Origin of the sequence: Nesterenkonia sp. E16_10 (genome assembly GCF_017347085.1) — a bacterium.
Taxonomy (GTDB): Bacteria; Actinomycetota; Actinomycetes; order Actinomycetales; family Micrococcaceae; genus Nesterenkonia.
The window spans coordinates 1-20118 of the sequence record NZ_JADPSA010000041.1; the positions used below are offsets into that span (position 1 = coordinate 1).

The 20118-nt window shown below is 65.8% G+C and carries 22 protein-coding genes; 21 read left to right on the forward strand and 1 reads right to left on the reverse strand.

Annotation, left to right across the window (positions count from 1 at the left end):
- The 4 genes from I2487_RS13005 to I2487_RS15895 form a co-directional block, all read left to right on the forward strand.
- Positions 1-504 (forward strand): hypothetical protein (locus I2487_RS13005; RefSeq protein WP_207173061.1); only part of this gene is annotated, 504 nt, incomplete at its 5' end.
- Positions 505-541: 37 nt separating this feature from the next.
- The gene (locus I2487_RS13010) at positions 542-898 is read left to right on the forward strand and encodes a hypothetical protein (RefSeq protein ID WP_207170580.1); all 357 of its coding nucleotides are present in this window, start codon (positions 542-544) and stop codon (positions 896-898) included.
- A 171-nt stretch (positions 899-1069) separates the two neighbouring features.
- On the forward strand, positions 1070-1774 hold the full coding sequence (locus tag I2487_RS13015) for a hypothetical protein (protein WP_207170581.1): 705 nt from the start codon (positions 1070-1072) through the stop codon (positions 1772-1774).
- Positions 1775-1912: 138 nt separating this feature from the next.
- Positions 1913-2254, forward strand: a complete 342-nt coding sequence (locus I2487_RS15895) for an HNH endonuclease (RefSeq protein ID WP_207170582.1) — start codon at positions 1913-1915, stop codon at positions 2252-2254.
- 131 nt (positions 2255-2385) lie between these two features.
- Here the strand turns inward: I2487_RS15895 and I2487_RS13025 are convergent, their stop codons facing one another.
- Positions 2386-3168 (reverse strand): hypothetical protein, encoded by a 783-nt coding sequence (locus tag I2487_RS13025; protein WP_207170583.1) that lies wholly within the window; start codon positions 3166-3168, stop codon positions 2386-2388.
- A gap of 96 nt (positions 3169-3264) precedes the next feature.
- Between I2487_RS13025 and I2487_RS13030 the strand changes: the two genes are divergently transcribed.
- From I2487_RS13030 to I2487_RS13110, 17 genes are all read left to right on the forward strand, one after another.
- A complete protein-coding gene (locus I2487_RS13030; RefSeq protein ID WP_207170584.1) occupies positions 3265-4584 on the forward strand; it encodes a DNA methyltransferase in 1320 nt (439 codons plus the stop codon).
- Positions 4584-5078 (forward strand): phage terminase small subunit P27 family, encoded by a 495-nt coding sequence (locus I2487_RS13035; protein ID WP_207170585.1) that lies wholly within the window; start codon positions 4584-4586, stop codon positions 5076-5078. The genes I2487_RS13030 and I2487_RS13035 overlap by 1 nt, the downstream gene beginning before the upstream one ends.
- 94 nt (positions 5079-5172) lie before the next feature.
- Positions 5173-6819: a terminase large subunit gene (locus I2487_RS13040; protein ID WP_207170586.1), complete on the forward strand. Its 1647-nt coding sequence runs from the start codon at positions 5173-5175 to the stop codon at positions 6817-6819.
- A gap of 55 nt (positions 6820-6874) precedes the next feature.
- Positions 6875-7057 carry a hypothetical protein gene (locus I2487_RS13045; protein ID WP_207170587.1) on the forward strand — a complete coding sequence of 61 codons (183 nt, stop codon included), beginning with the start codon at positions 6875-6877 and terminating at the stop codon, positions 7055-7057.
- Complete coding sequence (locus I2487_RS13050) at positions 7054-9024, forward strand: phage portal protein (protein ID WP_207170588.1); 1971 nt, start codon at positions 7054-7056, stop codon at positions 9022-9024. The genes I2487_RS13045 and I2487_RS13050 overlap by 4 nt, the downstream gene beginning before the upstream one ends.
- 25 nt (positions 9025-9049) lie before the next feature.
- Positions 9050-9766 (forward strand): HK97 family phage prohead protease, encoded by a 717-nt coding sequence (locus I2487_RS13055; RefSeq protein ID WP_207170589.1) that lies wholly within the window; start codon positions 9050-9052, stop codon positions 9764-9766.
- A 1-nt stretch (position 9767) separates the two neighbouring features.
- Positions 9768-11039: a phage major capsid protein gene (locus I2487_RS13060; RefSeq protein WP_207170590.1), complete on the forward strand. Its 1272-nt coding sequence runs from the start codon at positions 9768-9770 to the stop codon at positions 11037-11039.
- Between the two features lie 104 nt (positions 11040-11143).
- Positions 11144-11698 carry a hypothetical protein gene (locus I2487_RS13065; protein WP_207170591.1) on the forward strand — a complete coding sequence of 185 codons (555 nt, stop codon included), beginning with the start codon at positions 11144-11146 and terminating at the stop codon, positions 11696-11698.
- Positions 11695-12042 carry a hypothetical protein gene (locus I2487_RS13070; RefSeq protein ID WP_207170592.1) on the forward strand — a complete coding sequence of 116 codons (348 nt, stop codon included), beginning with the start codon at positions 11695-11697 and terminating at the stop codon, positions 12040-12042. The genes I2487_RS13065 and I2487_RS13070 overlap by 4 nt, the downstream gene beginning before the upstream one ends.
- Before the next feature lie 6 nt (positions 12043-12048).
- Positions 12049-12294, forward strand: coding sequence for a hypothetical protein (locus I2487_RS13075; RefSeq protein WP_207170593.1), 246 nt, complete (start codon positions 12049-12051; stop codon positions 12292-12294).
- A 9-nt stretch (positions 12295-12303) separates the two neighbouring features.
- Complete coding sequence (locus I2487_RS13080; protein ID WP_207170594.1) at positions 12304-12708, forward strand: hypothetical protein; 405 nt, start codon at positions 12304-12306, stop codon at positions 12706-12708.
- Positions 12709-12742: 34 nt separating this feature from the next.
- Entirely contained in the window at positions 12743-13384 is a 642-nt protein-coding gene (locus tag I2487_RS13085; protein WP_207170595.1) for a phage tail tube protein, read from the forward strand.
- A gap of 107 nt (positions 13385-13491) precedes the next feature.
- On the forward strand, positions 13492-13869 hold the full coding sequence (locus I2487_RS13090) for a hypothetical protein (protein ID WP_207170596.1): 378 nt from the start codon (positions 13492-13494) through the stop codon (positions 13867-13869).
- A 23-nt stretch (positions 13870-13892) separates the two neighbouring features.
- Positions 13893-14252 (forward strand): hypothetical protein, encoded by a 360-nt coding sequence (locus I2487_RS13095; RefSeq protein WP_207170597.1) that lies wholly within the window; start codon positions 13893-13895, stop codon positions 14250-14252.
- 27 nt (positions 14253-14279) lie between these two features.
- Positions 14280-16682 carry a phage tail tape measure protein gene (locus I2487_RS13100; RefSeq protein WP_207170598.1) on the forward strand — a complete coding sequence of 801 codons (2403 nt, stop codon included), beginning with the start codon at positions 14280-14282 and terminating at the stop codon, positions 16680-16682.
- Entirely contained in the window at positions 16679-17458 is a 780-nt protein-coding gene (locus tag I2487_RS13105; RefSeq protein WP_207170599.1) for a phage tail family protein, read from the forward strand. Before I2487_RS13100 ends, I2487_RS13105 begins: the two co-directional genes overlap by 4 nt.
- On the forward strand, positions 17458-20118 hold the full coding sequence (locus I2487_RS13110; RefSeq protein ID WP_207170600.1) for a phage tail protein: 2661 nt from the start codon (positions 17458-17460) through the stop codon (positions 20116-20118). The genes I2487_RS13105 and I2487_RS13110 overlap by 1 nt, the downstream gene beginning before the upstream one ends.

The following is a 20118-nucleotide window of genomic DNA, read 5'->3' on the forward strand; positions in this document are numbered from 1 at the left end:
GCCACCCCCGCCCCGGTCCACATCGATATCCTCGACGACCTCACCGACCAGCAGCGCACCGCCCGCACCACCGCCACCAGCATCGCCGGCACCCTCGGCGACGACACCATGCACGTCCAGCTCACCCGGCAGGCCGACACCACCACCACCGATGTGCTGCGCTACATCCGGGCAGCAGCACCCCGGCTCGACCCCGCCCAGCACGCCGAGGTCCTCGCCACCACCGCAGCGAAGCTAGACCAGATGAAGACGGCCACCGCCCGCCACATGACCGAGGTGACAGAAGGTCAGCGGCTCAAGACCAGCTGCCCCTGGTGCGCCGGCGAGCAGCTCATGGTCCGCAGCATCGGAACAGAACAGAACCCGGAGGTGGTGATCCGGTGCGAGTCCGGGGTCTGCGAACCAACACCGGACGACTGCGGCGCCTGGCACCACGGGCTGCCCTGCTGGCCGCTACACGAATGGGACTGGCTCGCCGGCATGATCAACTGGGCCAGCCGATGACCCGCAGCACGACGGTCGGCGCGGATAGGCTGAACCCATGGCCCCCGCATTCCACGCCAGCCTTGAGCACTTCAACCTCGGCACCAACCCCGGGAGTCCCAGCCGGCGCGACGTGGTACTGCCCGCCGAGCCCGGCCTCAGCCACGCCTGCCACGTCGGAGGCTTCTACGAACAAACCCTGCACCAGGCGCTCGACAAGCACCGCGCCCCGCAGTTCCTCGAGGAGCCCGGCGAGTACCGACGCGCAGCCTGCGGGAAGAAGGTCAAGGCGCTACTACCCATCGAGTTCAGCGACCAGGACCCGGACGCCTGCCCGGCATGCGTGGCAGCCGTCGACGCCGACAAGTCCCGAGCGCAACACTCCAAGAACGACTGGCCCCCAGCCTGTGGATAAGTTAAGCTATTGGGCAAGTACGCTGCACCCAAAAACGGTTTCTCGCTCACCTTCCAAGGTATTGGGTAGCCAACAGGAGCGAACCGGATGGCATTAGACACGGGGTTCCCCGACGAATTTGGCGAGTCTTTTAGACGCCTCATCCAAAATATGATGCCAAGAATCCAACCGATGGTGAACTACGGCGAGCTGTTCGACTTCTCACTTGGGATCAAAGGAGTCGGATCCGAAACGGCCCGAATAATGTCGGACGCCGTCACCGCGGAAATGCGAGAGACCACCCGACTCCTTTCTGAGCAGATCAGAGAGGCAACTAGGGTAGATCTCTCCGGATTGCACGAAATATCTCTTGCGCTCAACAGGAACATTCCTGACTTCGAGCGCCTTTGGTCCGATCCCGAGGTGGTTGCGAAGTCAAGAGACCTCGTGATTGGCATCTCCGAGACCTTCAGCGAAGAAGAACTCGAAGGATTCGCAGATTCCGAAAGCCCAGAGTCTCTCAATGTCAGACAGAAGCTACAGAACGTCTTCTGGCGAGGACTGATACGGCGCGATGAGCTTTTGAGTTCTTACTCCCCCAAAGCCATCGAGGGACTCAAGGCGCTGTACATCGCCGCTTGCGTTGTCGCGATCCTCAAGACGATCGTCTCGGTACTGATCGTGACCGGCTACTCCCAGGAGATAGTGGCAATGGTCGAAAAGGTACTCGATAGGACAACCACCGCGGTCTTGCCAGCCCCAGCGTCGCCTGAACGCTTACCTCGATCCCTCAACAAGCCCTGCGATATATGTGAACAACCCGCCGGCCAGCCCTGCATCAAAGTCAATGGGCCCGATAAGGGCGCCGAAAGACCACCCCACGGGGGACAAGAATAACCCTCCCCACCACGAGATCGGGCCCCTCCTAAGCACCACAGGAGGGGCCCGACCTCGTTAACACGCCCGCCCCCACACCACCAGCAGGGCCCGGCCCCACTAGCAGCACCACCCCTCCCCCGGAAAAGGGCCCACCCCATGCCATACGCAGCCCCCACCCGCTGCTACTGCGGAGCACGCGCCACCCACCAAGGCAGGTGCGAGACCCACCAGCGGAAACCCTGGGCCAATCCCAGCAGCAACACCAGCACGCTGACCAGATACCAGCGCCAACAGATCCACGACCAGCAGCTCGCACGCGAACCACAATGCCGCAGCTGCGGAGCAACAGAACACCTCGAAGCAGACCACATCGTCGAGATCGCCGACGGCGGAGCGCTCACCGATCCAGCAAACCTGCAGACACTCTGCACCGACTGCCACACCATAAAGACCAGGCAGGCCCGGGCCAACCGGCGCCACACCCGGGGCCCTCAATGAGCTGCCCCCGGGGAGGGGAGTTCGGATTTGTGAGTTCGGAGGTCAAAGCCGCGCCGCGGTAGTTTTCCGCGAGATATCTCAAAATGCGGGTACCCCCCTGCGCGCGGCCGCTCTCGGAGAGCCCCAGTTCGCTACTGAACGACGTCCGTAGCCAGGTCAGGCCTAAGACCGGGCTTAGTAATCTCCAGGCTGGCAAGGTGCTTCTGCAGCTTCTTCGTCATCGGCAGGAACGTCCCGAAGGTGAGTCCCCCTGATAGAACCGCACCTACTACTGGGATCGCTTTTGCTATACCGCTAGCGAAGATCTTCTTGGTCATAGAGACTCCAAGAATTGCGGCGACCTTCTTAACTATGGGGTAGAGCGCCCCCTGCGTAAGAGCCTTCTGTGGCAGTTTCTTGATCACTTGCGAAGCCATCATCGCGGAGACCTTCGATACCCCGCTCTGAGCCAGCTGAACTCCGACCATGACCCCGACGAACAGAGTCAGCACACCTTCCGTGGCCTCATCGATGTCTTCGTCGTCACCGGCAAACAGGTCCGGCCAGCTGTAGATGTAGGCCAGCTTCTGAGCGATGCGGAGCATGTGGCCTAAGTACTGTGCCAAATCTGTTGGCACGGTCCCGATCATCGCGATGCCGCCTGGGACCCCCGCCAGCGCAGAGAGTCCCGTGACTTTGCCCGTTTCGTAACGAATAGAGGTATTCGCAACCTCGGTGATGATATCCGGCGCGATGCCGGCAGCTGCCGGACTTTCGGCTACTGCTCTATCGATCTGTTCCTCAGAGCAGTACCGCTTGAGCGCCTTTCGAAGGTACTCCGCACGGTTGATCCGCACGCCGGGTAGTTTCGCGGCCGCGTCCATGACCTGAGTGAACTTCGAACTGGAATCTTCGACTTCTTTTGCGCTCCCCATGGGCCGATCCTATCGGCGGCCTCGGGTTCCACCTATGTCAGCCACAAATCTCAGCATGATCGCACCTATGCCCGGATTCCGGGAAGGAGAATAGACATGACGGTCCCCAACATTCACAGCCCGATCGAGAAGCTCGCGGTCCCGACCGACGGGCTGGTCCACTATGGCCGGAATCCGCGCCGAGGTAACGTGCCAGCGATCGTCGAGAGCCTCCAGCACAACGGTCAGTACAAGCCGATCGTGGTCCGCGCCGGAACCAATGAAGTTCTCGCGGGAAACCATACGCTCAAGGCTGCCCGCGAGATGGGCTGGGACCAGATAGCCGCGACCTTCGTCAACGTAGACGACGATGAGGCGGCGCGGATCGTGCTGGTCGATAACCGGACCAACGACATCGCCGGCTATGACGACGGCGAGCTTGCCGAGCTGCTGGACTCGCTGCCGACCCTCGACGGGACCGGCTTCGACGCGGCCAGCGTGGAGGAGCTTGTCCACGGCACCGAGCAGGAGCCGGCCGAGGCACCCGACAGTGCCGATGAGCTGCCGAAGACGGCGCCGGCGATATCCCAGCTGGGCCAGGTGTATGAGCTTGGCGATCACCGGGTCATCTGCGGAGACGCTACCGACCCGGGCGTGCTGGCTTCGCTGCTGGGCGACGAGCGGCCCGACATGATGTGGACCGATCCGCCCTACGGGGTCGAGTACCAGGGCAAGACTGAGAAGGCCCTGCGGATCCAGAACGACGGCGCCGACGACTTGGAGGCGCTGCTGCTGGATTCGTTCACCGCAGCGGTCGGAGTGCTGCGGCCCGGAGCGCCGGTCTACATCGCGCATTCAGATACCCGCCGGGTGTCCTTCGAGACCGCGCTGCGCGAGGCCGGGTTCTTGATCCGGCAGAACTTGATCTGGGTGAAGAACACGATCGTGCTGGGCCATAGCGATTACCAGTACAAGCATGAGCCTGTGCTGGAGGCCGAGGCGCCACCAGAGCAGCAGGAGGAGCAGGCCGGCGAGGACGGCAAGACACACGGGCCGATCATGTACGGGTTCGCCCCGGGCGCCGAGGGCCGGCTCGGCCGCGGCGGTCCCCGCTGGTTCGGGACCAACAACCGCACGACGGTGTTCGAGGTGCCTAAGCCGCCGGCGAGCCGGGAGCACCCGACCATGAAGCCGGTGCGGCTGATCCTCGACATGATGGCCAACAGTGTCCGGCCGGGCAAGGCAGTACTTGACCCGTTCGCCGGCAGCGGCTCCACCCTGATCGCGGCCCACTACCACGGTGCGAAGGCTCGGGTGGTGGAGCTTGATCCGCAGTACGTGGACGTGATCTGCGCCCGGTGGCAGAAGGAATCCGGCGAGCTTCCGCGGCTGCGCGGAGGCAGTGAGGTCGATTTCCTGACAACCGAGGAGGACTGATGGGTGCAGTTGCAGCGTCGTCGAACCTCGGGCGGAAGTCCGCGCCGACACCGATCAGGGTTCTGAACGGCCGCGGCACCCGCAAAGACGGGCAGGAGACAGACTCGGGCGGGCGCCCGGTAGCAGCCGGGGTCCAGTTCACCCGCGATGCGCCGACCAAGCCTGCGGAGTTGTCCGAGGACGCGCACTGGCTCTGGGACAGGGTCGTGGACCAGATGACCGAGATTGGTTTGCTCAAGCCGATCGACGCCGCCAGCTTGGAGGCGATGTGCGAGACCTTCGCACGGTGGCGCGAGGCGGTCCGGTTCCGCAGGGAGCACGCGCTGCTGGCGAAGAATTCGCAGGGCACCGTGGTGGCCCCGTGGATCGGTATCGAGGAGCGCGCTTCTAAGGAATTCCGGTCCTGGTGTGCGGAGTACGGGATCACCCCGGCCGCGGAGAAACACCTGCGGACCGAGTCAGGTGGCAACGATGACGACGGTAACCCGTTCTGAGGAGGACACTGCGCAGGACACCGGTGAGGCTTTCGGGCTGCCGAGCCCGGCGAAGCTACGCCGGCTGAAGCTCAGCCGCGAGGTCGCCTGGTACATGGTGACCCGCGGCTATGAGCTGCCGAAGCATCCGCCATTGATCAAGACGGCCGAGGGCTCACAGGTCCCCGGCGCAGTGTTCGACCCCGACGCAGTAGACAAGGTGCTGCGCTCGTTCAGCTTCCTGCGGCATACGCAGGGTGCGCTGGCGGGCCAGCCGTTGAACCCGGACCCGTGGCAGATTGCCTACATCATTGCCCCGGTATTCGGATGGGTGCAGCTCAACAGCGCCGGCGACTACGTGCGGGTCGTATCGACCCTTTACGTCGATGTGCCCCGTAAGAATGGCAAGTCCACGATCGCCGGCGGGCTGGCCCTGTACCTCACCGGAGCCGACGGCGAGCAGGGCGCCCAGGTCGTCGCAGCAGCCTCGACTAAGGATCAAGCCGGGTTCGTTTTCGCACCGGTGAAGGGCCTAGCGGAGTCCGCGCCGGCATTGAAGGGCCGGTTCAGGTCGCTCACGGGCAAGATCATCCACCCGAAGTCCAACAGCTACTTCGGCGTGATCAGCTCGGCAGCCGACGCGCAGCACGGCGCGAACATTCACGGCGCGATCATCGATGAGCTGCACATCCACAAGACACCAGACCTGGTGGAGACGCTCGAGACCGGCACGGGCTCGCGCACGCAGCCGCTGGTCTGCTTCATCACGACGGCGGACTCGGGCAAGCCAAACACGATCTACTCCCGGAAACGCCGCTATGTGGAGCAGCTATCCAAGGGCGTGTTCAAGGATCCGTCCTGGTACGGGGTCGTGTTCGCGCTACCCGACACGGCGGACCCTTTGAAGCCGTCGAACTGGGCGAAAGCTAACCCCGGCTACCCGATCAGCCCGACGCATGACGCGCTCGAAAAGGCAGCTCGGGCGGCGCGGAACAGCCCCGCGGAGCTGGCCGCATTCAAGCGGCTGCACTGCGGGATGCGCACCCGGCAGACCACGGCGTTCCTCGACCTGAAGGCGTGGGACCGCAACGCCGGCCCGAAGGTCACCGAGACAGACCTCGCGGGCGCGCCGGCGTTCGGCGGGCTCGACCTCGGCAGCGTTTCGGACCTGACCGCGCTGGCCTGGTTGTTCCCAGATCAGGAGGCCGGCGGCTATGACCTCCGGTTCAGATTCTGGACCCCGGAGGACAACCTCGACGCGCTGGACAAGCGCACCGCGGGTGCCGCTTCCAAGCTATGGGTTCCGCAGGGCTGGCTCAGCCTCACCCCCGGCAACGTCACCGACTACGACTTCATCAAGGCTCAGGTCCTAGAGGACTGCGAGACCTTCGACGTTCAGAGCATCGGCATCGACCGATGGAACGCGACGCAGCTCTCGAACGACCTACTGGCCGAGGACGTGGAGCTGGTGAAGGTCGGGCAGGGCTACATCACGATGTCGCCGGCGATGAAGGAGCTGCAGCGGCTGGTGCTCAAGGGCACCAGGAAAGCCCCGACGCTTCGGCACGCCGGCAACCCGGTGGCCCGGTGGATGGTCGACAACCTCGCGGTGGCGACGGACACGGCCGGGAATGTGAAGCCGGATAAGGCCCACTCGGGCGACAAGATCGACGGCATTTCAGCGCTTGCCAACGCCATGTCGGAGGCGCTGAACACCGACCGAGAGAACACCAGCGACGTCGAAGAGATCAGCGTCGCGTGAACCCCTAGACAGAGAAACGGAGGTCCCCGCCATGTGGCTTAGGACAGGAACCAAGGTGTCCGTCGCGCTAAGCGATGGAACGGTGTTCAACGCCACCGCCCTATTCAGCTGGGCCTTCTGGCGGGGACTTCGGCTGACGGAGGTCACCGCCAACGGCCCGCACGGGGAGGTCGAGGCAGCCGGGGAGATGCGTATCCCGCGGCACGCTGTGAACTACGTGCAGGTGATCGGGCGATGAGCGCGATCACTACACCCGACGGCAGCAGCGTGGTGATCGGCCGCGGAGGCTACCCCTCGACGGACGCGGCGCCGCGCATGATGAGCCCCGACGCCGGGGTTCCGCTGCACCGGGCCGGGCACCATGTGGCCGACCCGCTGACGATCTGGAAGACACAGCCCTCGCTGCGCAAAGTAGTGAGCTTCGCGGCCCGGCAGGTCGCCAGCGTCGGCTGGCACGCCTTCGAGCGGGTCAGCGACACCGACCGGCGCCGGCTCTCGGATAGCCCGCTCGAACGGGCCCTGAGCCGGCCTTCCCGGTTCATGACCGGCTACCGGTTCTGGCAGCTCATCACGACCGACGCGATGATCTATGACCTGTACTGCGCGGTCCTGTTGGACGGCGAGCTGGTGAGGATCCCGCCGAGGCACCTGCAGGTCGGATCGGACTACCTCGGGCGACCATCGGCGATCACGTTGGTGACCCCGCCCGGGCAGGACAACATCGATCTGACCCAATTTCCGCTGATGATCGGCTGGGGTTGGGCGCCGACAGCGGCCGGAGGCGTGTCCCCGCTATCGACCCTGTCTCAGATTCTTGACGAGAACAGGCGGTCGGTGGAGTGGCGCCGACAGCAGTGGGACCACAGCCCAAAGTTCAACGGGATCCTCAAGCACCCGTCGCAGTTCAAGGACGAGACGAAGAAAGCCCGGTTCCTTGAGAGCTTCCGGCAGTGGCGCGACGCCGACGGTGGGACCCCGCTGCTGGAGAACGGGATCGAGTATGAGCCGGCCGGGGATATGCCCGGGTCTAAGGACGCGGAGAATGTGGCCGGCCGGCAGCTCAACGACCAGGAGGTCGCCTCGGCCTACCACATCCCCCCGGAGCTGGTAGGAGCCCGACAGGGCAACTTCTCCAACATTGCAGCGTTCCGCCAGATGCTGTTCGGCCCGACCCTGGGCCCGCAGTTCAAAGACTTCCGGCAGGCGCTCAACGCCGAGGTGGTAGAGCACCTCGACAGCCGGAACGGGGTCTACACGGAGCCGAACCTGCAAGAGGCGATCTCCGGCAGCTTTATGGAGCAGGCGCAGGTGCTGCAGACGATGACCGGTGGCCCGGTGATGACCCGGGCCGAGGCGCGCGCGAAGTTGAACCTGCCCTTCATCGAGGGCACGGAGGAGCTGATCGTGCCGATGAATGTCACCGACGGCGGGCTGGCCTCCCCCAACGACACCGGATCGCAGAACAGGACGCAGGCCGAACAGCCGCTCAGGGTCCGGAAAGCCGCCACCGCACCCCGGCAGATCGTCAAGGCCGAGGACCCCGGTGACCTGGGGAACGCCGATGACCACCGCGAGGAGCTGGCAGCAGCGCTCGCGAGGGTTTACGCCGACCAGCAGGCCGAGGTCCTCGCCGCGGGCAGCACAGGCCCCAGTGCGGACTTCCACGACCGGTGGGATCAGGTCGTGGCCGAGGCGGTACGCGGCCCGCTGGGCACCGTGGCGGTCGCCGGAGCGTGGGAGGTGCTACGGCAGCTCAACCCCGACGCCGCCGGCTGGGAACGCGAGGTGATGGACGGCTATCTCGATGAGATGTCGACGACCACCGCCGAGCGGGTCAACAACGGGGTCGTCGATGCGGTGTCCGAGGCTACCGCGGCCCCAGCTGAGGACGATGAGCGCGACCAGGGCGAACGGATCAGCACCTCCTTTGCGGTGCTGACCAGCGTTTCTGCGGTCGCGTTCGGGTCGGTGGTCACCGAGGCGCGCAGCTTCGGCGGTGCCGACGCGGCCGAGGCGTCCGGAGCGGCCAGCAAGACCTGGCTGGTGACCAGCTCCAACCCGCGGGACACCCACGCAGCGATGCACGGCGAGACGGTCGCGCTCAGCGATCGGTTCTCCAACGGCGCGAAGTGGCCCGGAGACGCGGCCCTCGGGGTCGAGGAGCTGGCCGGCTGCACCTGCGGCGTCGAGTGGACCACCAGCTAACAACAACCGAGAGGAGGCGGCGCGCATGCGCACGCTGAATAAGGCCTTCACCGCGAAGGCAGTACCGGTCGAGGACGGTGGCGCCGGCGAATTCACAGCGCTGGTGTCGGCCTTCGGGGTCGTCGACCGGCACGGCGAAATCATCGACAAGGGCGCCTTCACAGACACCCTCGCGGAGTGGGCGTCCAGCGGCCGCAACATTCCCACGATCTGGTCGCACCAGTGGACCGACCCGGAGAGCTTCATCGGTGAATACATCGGCGCCGAGGAGACCGAGGCGGGCCTGGAGCTGCGCGGCCGGCTCGACGTGGAAGACAACCCGCGGGCAGCCCGCGTGTATGACCTCATGCGGAAGGGCCGGGTCGTGGAGTTCAGCATCGGCGGCGGCATCCGGGACTGGGAGCTGATCGAGCGGCCCGATGAGGATCCGGAGTTCCACATCACCAGCATCGAGCTCTGGGAAGCAGGCCCCTGCTTCAAGGGGGTCAACCCGGGCACCGAGCTGCAGAGCGTCAAGGCGGTCCAGACCGCGCAGGCCGAGGAGTTCGGCAAGACGCTCGCCGACCAGTTCCTCGCCGCGATCAAGCAAGCCGGTGAATTCACCCCCACCGGCGAGGACCCAGCTGCGCAGCCCGCGCAGCCGGCAGAAGTAAAGACCAGCAGCGCCGGCACCGGTGCTGCTCCACATGTTCGGGCTCTGCTCGAGCTGACCACCATGACGGATACAGAAGGGACCCCCTGAGATGACGCTCAAGCAGAAGCTCGCAGCGCTGGCAGCCGAGGCAACCAACCTGCGGACCAAAGCCACCGACAGCCCCGAGGAGTTCACCGAGCAGGACTCCAACCGCGCCACTGAGCTGGCCACGGAGTACAACCGGGTCAAGGGTCTGATTGACCAGCAGGACGCCGCCACCAAGGCGCTGTCCGGCATGGTGAACACCCCCTCGGACGATGAGCACGAGCAGCCCGAGGACCACGGCACCACCAAGGGTGGCTCCGTGGGTGAGCGGTTCGTGAAGTCCAGCGCGTACCGGGACTTCCGCAAGGCTCACCCGACCGGTGTGGGCCGCGAGACCCCGATCAGCATCAAGGCCCAGAACGTGGGTCCGAGCCGGCTGGAGAAGGCCGACACCCCGCTGAACACCGACGCCACCGGCAACGCGCGCCCGGTGCGCACCAACGAGGTCGACGATCTGGTCTACCGGCCAGAGGCGGCGTTCCTGAACCTGATCACCCACGGGACCACGGAGCTGCCCTGGTTCCAGTACCGCCAGGTGATCAGCAAGACCAACAACGCCAAGATCGTGCCGGAGGCCAAGTCCAACTCCGGCAGCACCTCGCTGAAGCCGGTCTCCAAGCTGACCACCAAGACCGCCGACGCCAAGGCGCACACCTACGCCGACGGCATGGAGGTCACCAACCAGGAGCTGTCCGACGACGGGATCATTCAGACGCTGATCGATTCCACGCTGACCAGCAACCTGGAACTGGCGGTCGAGAACACGGTGCTCAACGGCGCCGGCAATGAGGATGAGCCCGCCGGGCTGTTCAACCTCAGCGGCACGCTTCAGCAGGACTTCAACACCGACGTGCCGACCACGCTGCGCAAGGCGATCACGAAGCTGCGCAACAACAGCGCGAGCATCCAGGCGGTCCTTCTCCACCCGGAGGACGACGAGACCTGGGACCTGCTCAAGGACAGCAACGACCGCTACCTGGGCGGCGGGCCGTTCGCCACCGCGCCTCCGACGGCGTGGGGCAACCAGCGGCTCACCTCGCAGGCGCTGGAGCCCGGTACCGCGGTGATCGGGCAGTTCTCCACCGCCCAGCTGCTGATGCTTGAGGCGCTGACCATCCTTGCGTTCAACCAGCACAAGGATTACGCGCAGCGGAACCTCACCTACGTGCGCGCCGAGCTGCGCGCCACGCAGCTGTTCCGCGAGCCGGCGAAGCTCTGCATCGTCGACCTCAACAACGGAGGCACCAGCTCCGGAGGCGACGACAGCACCAGCTGATCCGCACGGCACGCAGCGCCGAGGGCCCCACCACTACCGCAGCGGTGGGGCCCTCGGCGCGCCCGGCCAGCCCAGACCAACACACACCCCAGGAGGGACCAGCAATGGCGGAGAACGACACACAGGGCCTGCTGGCCGACCCCGCGGACCTGGCGGTGCACACACGACTCCCCGCGGATAGTCCACGCCTTGAGCTTGCGGTCCGGCGCGCATCGGATCGGTTCATCGGCGAGGTCGGACACCCGGTGGTCCGCGTCGAGGACGACACCGTGGAGCTTGACGGTAACGGCCGGCAGGTACTCCACCTCCCCGCAGCCCCGATCGAGGGCACCCCGACGGTCAGCATCGACGGGGACACCATCACAGACTTTCAGCTCAGCCTGCGGCACGGCATCCTGCGCCGCAGAGACGGCCGGTGGCCCTCCGGGCTGGGCAACATCGAGGTGACCTACACACACGGGCACCGCACCATCCCCGGCGACATTGCCGACGCCGTCCTGGAGCACGCGGCCACGATTGCGACCAGCCTGGCGCACGTACAGCAGGAGTCCGCCGGCTCCAACAGCGTCGGGTTTGGCACGCAGGCAGCCGTCGGGGTCACGCAGAAGTGGTCCGACACGGTCGCCCGCCACCAGCTCAACACAGGAGATTCGGCATGAGGCCCCTGGTCGAGTACACCCGGACCACGATCACCCGGCTCAGGGCCCAGACGATCACAGACAACAACGCCGAGATTCAGGACTGGTCCCAGCCGCAGGAGCGCCCCCTAGAGGACGCGAAGGTCGACCCGGCCGGCACCGATGAGGACAACACCCGCGGCGAGGCCCGGCAGTCCCGCTACACGGTGCAGCTCCCCGATGAGGACGCCGACATTACCGGCACCGACCGGATCAAGCTCCCCGGAGACGACCGGCAATGGCGCATCGTCGGGCAGCCGCTGGTGCAGCCCTCGATGACCGGCATCGGCTACGTCCAGTTTGAAATCCAGATATGGGAAGGGTGAGCCGCCATGGCTAAGAAATTCCGACTGGAGGTCAACGGCAAGGCGATCGGAGACCTGCTGCGCGGCCCAGAGGTGCGAGCGGACCTGCAGCGGCGCGGAGACGCTATCGCAGCGGCAGCGGGTCCCGGCCACAGCGCGGAGCTGACCTTCACCGACCGCGCGGCCGTATTCATCCGCACCGACACGATTGAGGCCATGCGGGCCGAGGCGCGAGACCGCACCCTGACCCGGGCGCTCGACGCCGGCCGATAGGAGGCCCCCGTGGAGCTAATCAGTTTCCCGAACGTGACCGCAGCCCTGGCAAAGAAATTCCAGGCCTTCGCCGCCGACCGGGGCATCGACCTACCGGTCAGCGACCGCACCCCGACCCCCCGGCCTTCCGAGTTCATCCGGCTCTGGGAGACCGGCGGGGACCGGCGCAACCTCGTCACCGACCGGCCGACCGTGACGGTGGAGGCCTACGCGGACCGCAACTCGCGGGCCGGTGAGCTGGCCGACCTCTTCCGCGCCTGGTTTTACGCCCAGCAGGGCGAGGACCTGGTGCAGGGCTGCCCGATCCACCACGTGGGCGAGTACGCCCGACCGGCCTCGCTCCCCCACCCGGACACGAATCAGGCGCGCTACACCGCGACCTACAGCCTCGACGTTCGAGGCACCACCCTCTGACCGCAGCAACACCACTAGAAGGGACACCGCCACCATGGCTGCAGTTGCACAGAAAAACGTCTTCGTCGGCGCACCCGACCAGAAGACCACCGGCGCGATTCTCTCGGGCCCAACCGAGGTCGATCTTCCTGAGAATGTGCGGGATGAAGTCCCCAGCGCCGCGACCTCTTCCGGCTATGTCGGGGAGGAGGGAATCACCCTGACCCCCGAACGATCGACGGAGGACATCCGCGATTGGTCCGGTGCGGTGATCCGCAAAATCCTGACCGAGTTCGACGGCACCCTCTCCTGGGAACACCTGGAGCTTTCCGAGGAGGCGCTGCGCAACTACTTCGGCGACGACAACGTCGAGGTCACCGCGGCGACCTCCGAGCACGGCACCGAGACCAAGGCTGTGCTCAACGCCGATGAGCTGCCGATCAAGTCCTGGTTCTTCAAGATGAAGGACGGCCCCCGGCGGGTGCTGATCGTGGTGCCCCGCGGGCAGGTCACCGAGCAGGGAGAGATCCAGTTCGTCAAGACGGACGCGGTCAAGCTTCCGGTGACGCTGTCGACCTACCCGGATGCGGAGGGCAACAACATCTACATCTACACCACCGATGGTGTGCATTCCGCCAGCGCCAGCACTGGCAGCGGCAGCGGAGACGACGGCGGAGACGAGTCCGGCACGGACTGAGCCCGCCCACTAGATCAGCCCCTAACCGTGGTCCCTGGGACCGGCCACGGTTAGGGGTTTCCCTTTGCCACCAGGTCCCAGCCGCACACAGAGAGGTCCCAAACCCCATGACATTCGAAGTACCGCAGTCCCGCGCGTCCGTGAAGCAGAACCAGTTTGAGTTCAAGATGCCCGGGCGGCAGAAGAAGTACCGCATGCCCTACATGCAGTTCATTACCAACGGGCTGCGAGACCCCCTGATCGAGGTGTTCCGCGAGCTGCGCGAGCACATGAAGGCCGACGCCGACCTCGACGCGCAGGAGGCCGCGAAGCACCTCTCGCAGGACACGCAGCTGCGCATGCAGGAACTGACCCGGGAGATATTCGAGAAATATAACCCGGGCCTGTACGCCGACATGGACCAGCAGCAGGTCGCCGCGGTCTTCAATGCCTGGGCCTCAGAGTCGCAGACCACCGTGGGAAAATCCTCGGCCTCCTCGAGCTAATCGACGGTGAGCACGGCAGCGCCTTGGAGTATGACCTGCTCCAGCAGGGCCGGAGTCTCGATGACCTCGGCACCGAGGCGCTGTCGTGGCGCCACCTCGAAGTGATCGTCGCCCACGTCCCCCGCACATCCGCCCTCGGCCGCGCCCTCGGAGGCGAGCAGGCCGACTGGGGCGCCGCGGAGTACCTGCTCGCCGGAGTGCTCGACGCGCTCAATTCCGGCAACTGGCAGCGCGGCGGCGGCAAGGGGTCCAAGCCGAAGCGCGTGCAGCGGCCCGGGGACAAGCAGAAGGGCGAGACCATCGGCGCCGGCGCGATTCCGATCAAGGACTTCGACGCCTGGTGGGACCAGGCAGCCGAGACCGAGGCCAACACAGACACCTAACGCGGACAACGGACGGAGAGCAGCCCCATGTCAACCGAGCTTGCTACAGCCTGGATCAGGCTGGTCCCGTCCACAGAAGGAATCCAGGAGAGCCTCGTCGGTGAGCTGACCGGCGCAGGCCGGCAGGCCGGCGAGGCAGGAGGCACGGAAGCCGGGTCCCGGTTCGGAGGCAGCTTCGGTCGGATGATCGGCGCCGCGGCCCTGACCGCCGGCGTGGTGGGCGCCTTCAAGGGCCTCTATAACGTGGGGTCCACCTGGGAGGACGTCACCAACACGATCGAGGTCGGCACCGGCGCCCAGGGTGACGCGCTGCAGGGCCTCGTCGACGACACCAAAGATGTGGCCACCCAGATACCGGCCGATATCGGTGACGTGGGCGAGGCCATTGCAGGGCTGAACACCTACACCGGTGAGAGCGGCGAGTCGCTACAGGACCTCACCACCAGCGTGATGGAGGCCTCCCGGATGCTCGGTGAGGACGGGGTCGCCAACGCGGAGGCGTTCGGCCAATCGATGCAGCAGTGGCAGGTCCCCGCCGAGGACGGGCCCGGCCTGATGGATGCCCTTTTCAAGTCCACACAGGACTATGGGATGGGCCTCGATGAGGTGATGGGGCACCTAAACACCTACGGCTCGGTGCTGCAGAACGCCGGCTTCTCGATGGAGGAGTCCGCGGCCCTATTCGGCCAGCTGGAATCTTCGGGTCTGTCGGTATCCCGGGTGATGCCCGGGCTGAATTCGGCCTTCCGAGAGTGGGCCGATGAGGGCAAGGATGTGCAGGAGGAGCTGCACGGCACCGTCGATGCGATCGCCGACGCGGAGACCAGCAGCGAGGCGCTCTCGCTGGCCACGGATGCGTTCGGCGCAGAGGGCGCGCAGCGGCTTACCACCGCGATCCGGTCCGGGAACTTCGAGATCGAGGACCTGACCGGGGCCCTTGCCGACGCGGACGGGCTGATCGGAGACACCGCCGAGCAGACCATGACCTTCTCCGACCATTGGGGGGTCCTCAAGAACAACGCCATGGCGGCACTGGAGCCCATGGCGACCACCCTGGTGGAGAGCCTAGGCGGAGCGCTTGCCACGGTGACCCCGTACCTGATCGATTTCGCCGGGTTCCTCGCCGAGAACGAATGGCTGCTGGGCACCCTAGCGGCCATTATCGGCACCACGGTGGTGGCAGCCATGATCGCGTGGACCGCGAGCATTTGGGCGGCGACCGCAGCCCTGCTGGCCAACCCGGTCACCTGGATTGTCGTGGGGATCACCGCGCTCATCGCAGCCCTGGTGGCGCTGATCATGAACTGGGACGCGGTAGTCGCGTTCATTACCGGAGTATTCGCTTCCACGATCGACTGGGTGACGGGCCTGATTAGTGGGTTCGCCAGCTGGTGGTCCGGAGTATGGTCCGGGATCACCAGCTTCCTAGGCTCGGTCATTTCCGGCGGCATGAGCCTGCTGCAGTCGCTGATCGCCGGCGGGCTCAACTTCGTCCAAGGGCTCGTCTCCGGGTTCCAGACCTTCTGGTCCGGAGTCTGGCAGGGAATCACCAGCCTCCTAGGATCGATCATTTCCGGCGGCATGAACCTGCTGCAGTCGCTGATCGCCGGAGGGCTCAACTTCGTCCAAGGGCTCGTCTCCGGGTTCTCCTCGGCCTGGTCCAGCATGTGGTCGGCGATCGGCAGCTTCCTAGGCTCGACGATCAGCGCAGCGATGAGCCTGCTGCAATCCGTGCTCGCCGGAGGTATCAGCGCCGGGCAGAGCGTGATCAGCGGGTTCCTCGGATTCTGGACCAGCACCTGGGGATCGGTGCTGAGCCTCCTGACCGGCATCGGCAGCTCGATCCTCGGGTTCTTGACAGACACCTGGTCCAGCTTGGTCAGCAGCGCGCAGAGCTACATCGGCAATCTGATGGACTTCCTGCTCGGGCTGCCGGATCAGGTGATGGGGGTCTTCTCCGGAGCCGGGTCCTGGCTGCTCAGCGCAGGCGGCGACATCATCCAGGGATTCATCGACGGGATCACTGGAGCGTTCGGCCGGGTGCAGGACACCCTCGGCGGGCTGACCGACATGCTGCCCGACTGGAAGGGCCCACCGGAGCGAGACGCGGTGCTGCTTAAGGGCGCCGGCCAGCTCGTGATGGGCGGCTTCACCGAGGGCCTGGAAGCCGAGTATTCGTCGGTCCAAGACAGCCTCGGTCGGTTCACCGCCGATATGCCAGGGGCGGTCCGCGCACCCTCGGCAGCCGACGCGCAGCCGGCAGCCTCCCAGCAGGGCGGGCTGACGGTGCAGGGCCCGCTGGTGAAGGTCGGCGAGATGATCGTCGATTCCGAGGACCGGACAAAGAAGGTCGCCCAGGAGCTATGGGTCCGCGCATCCCGCGCTGACCGATCCAAGGGCGCCGTGAACCTGGGAGGAGTTGTCTCGTGAGCTTCACACTGGGCGGAGTAGACACCGCGACCCTCGCCGGAGTGACGGCCACCCTGAATGAGTGGCCGTCGCTCGGCGGGCTGACGATCGAGAGCACAGAGATCCCGGGCCACGACGGCCGGCACTTCGGAGGCTCGACCCGCACGGTTGCGTCCTTCGAGTTCGATGTGCTGATCGAGGGCGACACCCCGACTGAGACGGGCGAGCGCAGAGACGCCTTCGTGGCGTTGCTGGACCCTTCCCGTGGGCCGCAGCCGTTGACGCTAGAGACAGATTCGGCGTGGGAGTACCGCGACGTTCTGGTGGCCGAGGAGATCAACTGGTCGCGGCTGACCTGGGAGCCCGGCATCGGATTCACGCTTCGCGCGGACGTGACTCTAGAGACGCAGGCCGATCCTTCGGCGCGGGAGTCCGAGCCGCAGCGGGTGAGCATCGGCCGGGAGACCACGTTCACCTTGGACAAGGGCAACACCGTGGCGCGGCCGCGTTTTACCTTCGAGGTCGCCAGCGCGTCCGGAGGTAACGACGTGACGATCACCATCGGGGACTTCTCCATCACGATCGAGGGCGGAGCAGGAGCCGGCGAGGTGATCGACCTGGACTGGGATGCGATGGAGTTCTACCGGACCACCCAGGGCGGCAGCCGGCTCGGGTCGCTTGTGCAGCGCATGAGCACCTATGAGCGGCCCGCACTGCGCCGAGGTGAGCCCGTGGAGGTCACCCGCACCGCGGGAGCTTCCAGGGCCTATCTCTACCCCAATGCGAGGAGGATCTGATGTGGAACGACAAGTTCTCCTGGTCCAGTGAGACCCCGACCAGCTACCCGGACCTGAATCCGGCGGCGCTGGCGCGGATCACCGACACCGGAGGCGGCGAGTATAACGACGCCGTCGACGACACCCGGCTGTGGCGCTATGAATCCGGGGCTGGGTTCTGGTGGGGCCGCGACCCGGGCCCCTGGGGGATTTGCTTTCGGATCAACTACCAGGACCCGGCCAGCGAGCAGGGCCGGCTGCAGCTGGACAACTTCTCCGGCATGTGGCCGACCACCGGCAAGGTCCTGGTGGGCCTGTGGGCGCAGCAGAGCTACACGATGGACTTCAACCCGCTGCTGGACACCCGCGCCACCGACCCGTTCGTGTACCTTTCGACCGCCGGTGGTTCGGGGCAGGTCCGGCAGCAGGTCTACTCGGCCGGCGGGTCCCTGCTGCTTGACCAGTACGAATCCGGCATCCCGTGGACGGGTACCTCGGATTGGTACTACATCGGCATGCTGATGGACCTTGACAACAACACCTCACGGGTGTTCTCGGTCCATGAGGACGGGCGCACTTGGCGGTGCCCGGAGCGCAGCTTCTCCGGCACCGCCAACGGAGGGTCCGAGGCGAACCTGGACGTGTTCTCCCTTCGGCACGCGGACTTCTATGAGCGCGGGTTCTTCGATGAGGTGCTGATCGCGCACCCGGGCGCAGAGTTCGACCTGGCAGAGTTCGTCGGCGCCATGGGGCGCAGCCGGTGGGCCGACGGCCAAGCCGATGACCATTATGAGCAGTTCGAGGTCACCGAGACGGGCATCACCGCGCTGGAAGCGGCCACCTTCTCCACCGGCGCGGAGCTGGTCGCGTGGGAACGGCAACCGGCGGTGCCGGGCCTGCCCGCAGGAGCGGTCGCGCACCTATCGGACGACGACGGAGACACCTGGGAGTCCCAGCCGGTCGAGGAGTTCCCGGCCGAGTTCGACGGGCTCCTCCGTTGGGACATTCCCCTAGGCACCGGTGAGACTTTCACCGGGCTAGAGGTGCGGGAACCCGATGACCCGGCGCCGACGCTGCAGCCGATCGCCGATGTGGTGATCGAGCAGGGCGAGCTGCTGACCGTGGAGCTTGAGCACACGATCAGCGGACCGGCGGACTGGGAGGTCCAGGCGCCGGAGGTGGTGGCGGTCTCGCAGACCGAGGAGACCCTATCGATCGCGGCAGGTTTCGAGGTCGGGGACGGCACCATCGAGGTGACCCTGACCGATGAGCTGGGCCGCAGCGTTTCCCGGTCCTTCGAGGTCACCGTGGAGCCCCGCGTGTGGGAGGACGGGCCACCGCCGGTCTACCCCTACACCCCGATCATTGTGTGGGACGAGGAGGCGCCGCAGGCGGTCATCATCGACCCGGTCGAGGCAGTGGTCACGAAGGAGGTCAACGGGGCCGAGACGTTCGAACTCACGGTCCCCGCCAGCCATAAGCACACCCACCTGATCCAGAATGAGCGCATCCTAGAGGTCGCCGGGGAACGGTACTGGGTGCGGCGCACCACGAAGGAGCGGGTCGGTCGGCGAACCATGTTGGAGGTATACGCCGAGGCCCGGTTCTATGAGCTGTCCACCGCAGACGAGGTCGAGGCCCAGGAATGGGACCAGGTCACCGCCGGGCGGGTCATGGAGACCGCCGTGGAGGGCACCGGCTGGTCGGTAGGGACTGCGAATGTCACTACCCGGCGCAGCTACTCAGTCGAGGACGGCAACCCGCTAGAGCTGCTGCGCACGGTGCAGGAGAATCACGGCGGGGACCTGATCTTCAACAACCAGGACCGCACGGTTTCGCTGGTGACCCAATCGGGCCGAGACAACGGTGTGGCGTTCTTCTACGGGCGCGGGCTCAGCGATTCCAAGCGGGTCGTTGACACCACCTCGCTGGTCACCCGGCTATATGCGCGCAATGAGGACGGGCTGAGCATCGATTCGGTCAACAACGGGCGAGCCTATGTGGAGGACTTCTCCTTTACCGAGGAGGTCCGCAGCGCGACCTATAAGTTCAAGTCCGGCACCGCGCCGCACTCGATGCTTTCCATGGCGCAGGCCACCCTGGCTAACCGGAGCCGACCCGACTTTTCCTATGAGGTCACGGTCAACGACCTGTCCGCGCGGACCGGGGAGGAGCTAGACCGGTTCGACATTGGGGACCGGGTCACCGTTGTGGACCCGGAGATCGGGCTGGAAGAGACGCAGCGGATCATGCGGCTGGAGTACGACATCATCCGGCCGTGGGCGTCCAATATCACCCTCTCGGCACGGCTACGCGAGACCGGAGATTCAGACACCGAGAATGCCGGCGAGCTTGAGACCGGCGCCGGGGTTGACACGTTCGACCTGGTGCCGTTCAACCTGCTGCTCAATAGCCGGTTCGACAACGGGCTGGCCCACTGGGCGAACCATGGGGTCGAAGTCGTCGACGGAGGCGGCACCGGTGACTACGCGGTGCGCTTCGAGGGGTCCGGTGAGCGGTGGATCGAGCAGACGGTGCAGCCGGATAACCGGTCGGCGTATGCGTTCAGCTTCGACCTTGAGACCAGTGGGCCGACCGGTTGGGAGCCCGACCTGATAGTCCAAGCCGTGGTGACCTATGAGGACGGAGAGACCGAAACGATCGACCTAGACCTGAGCTGA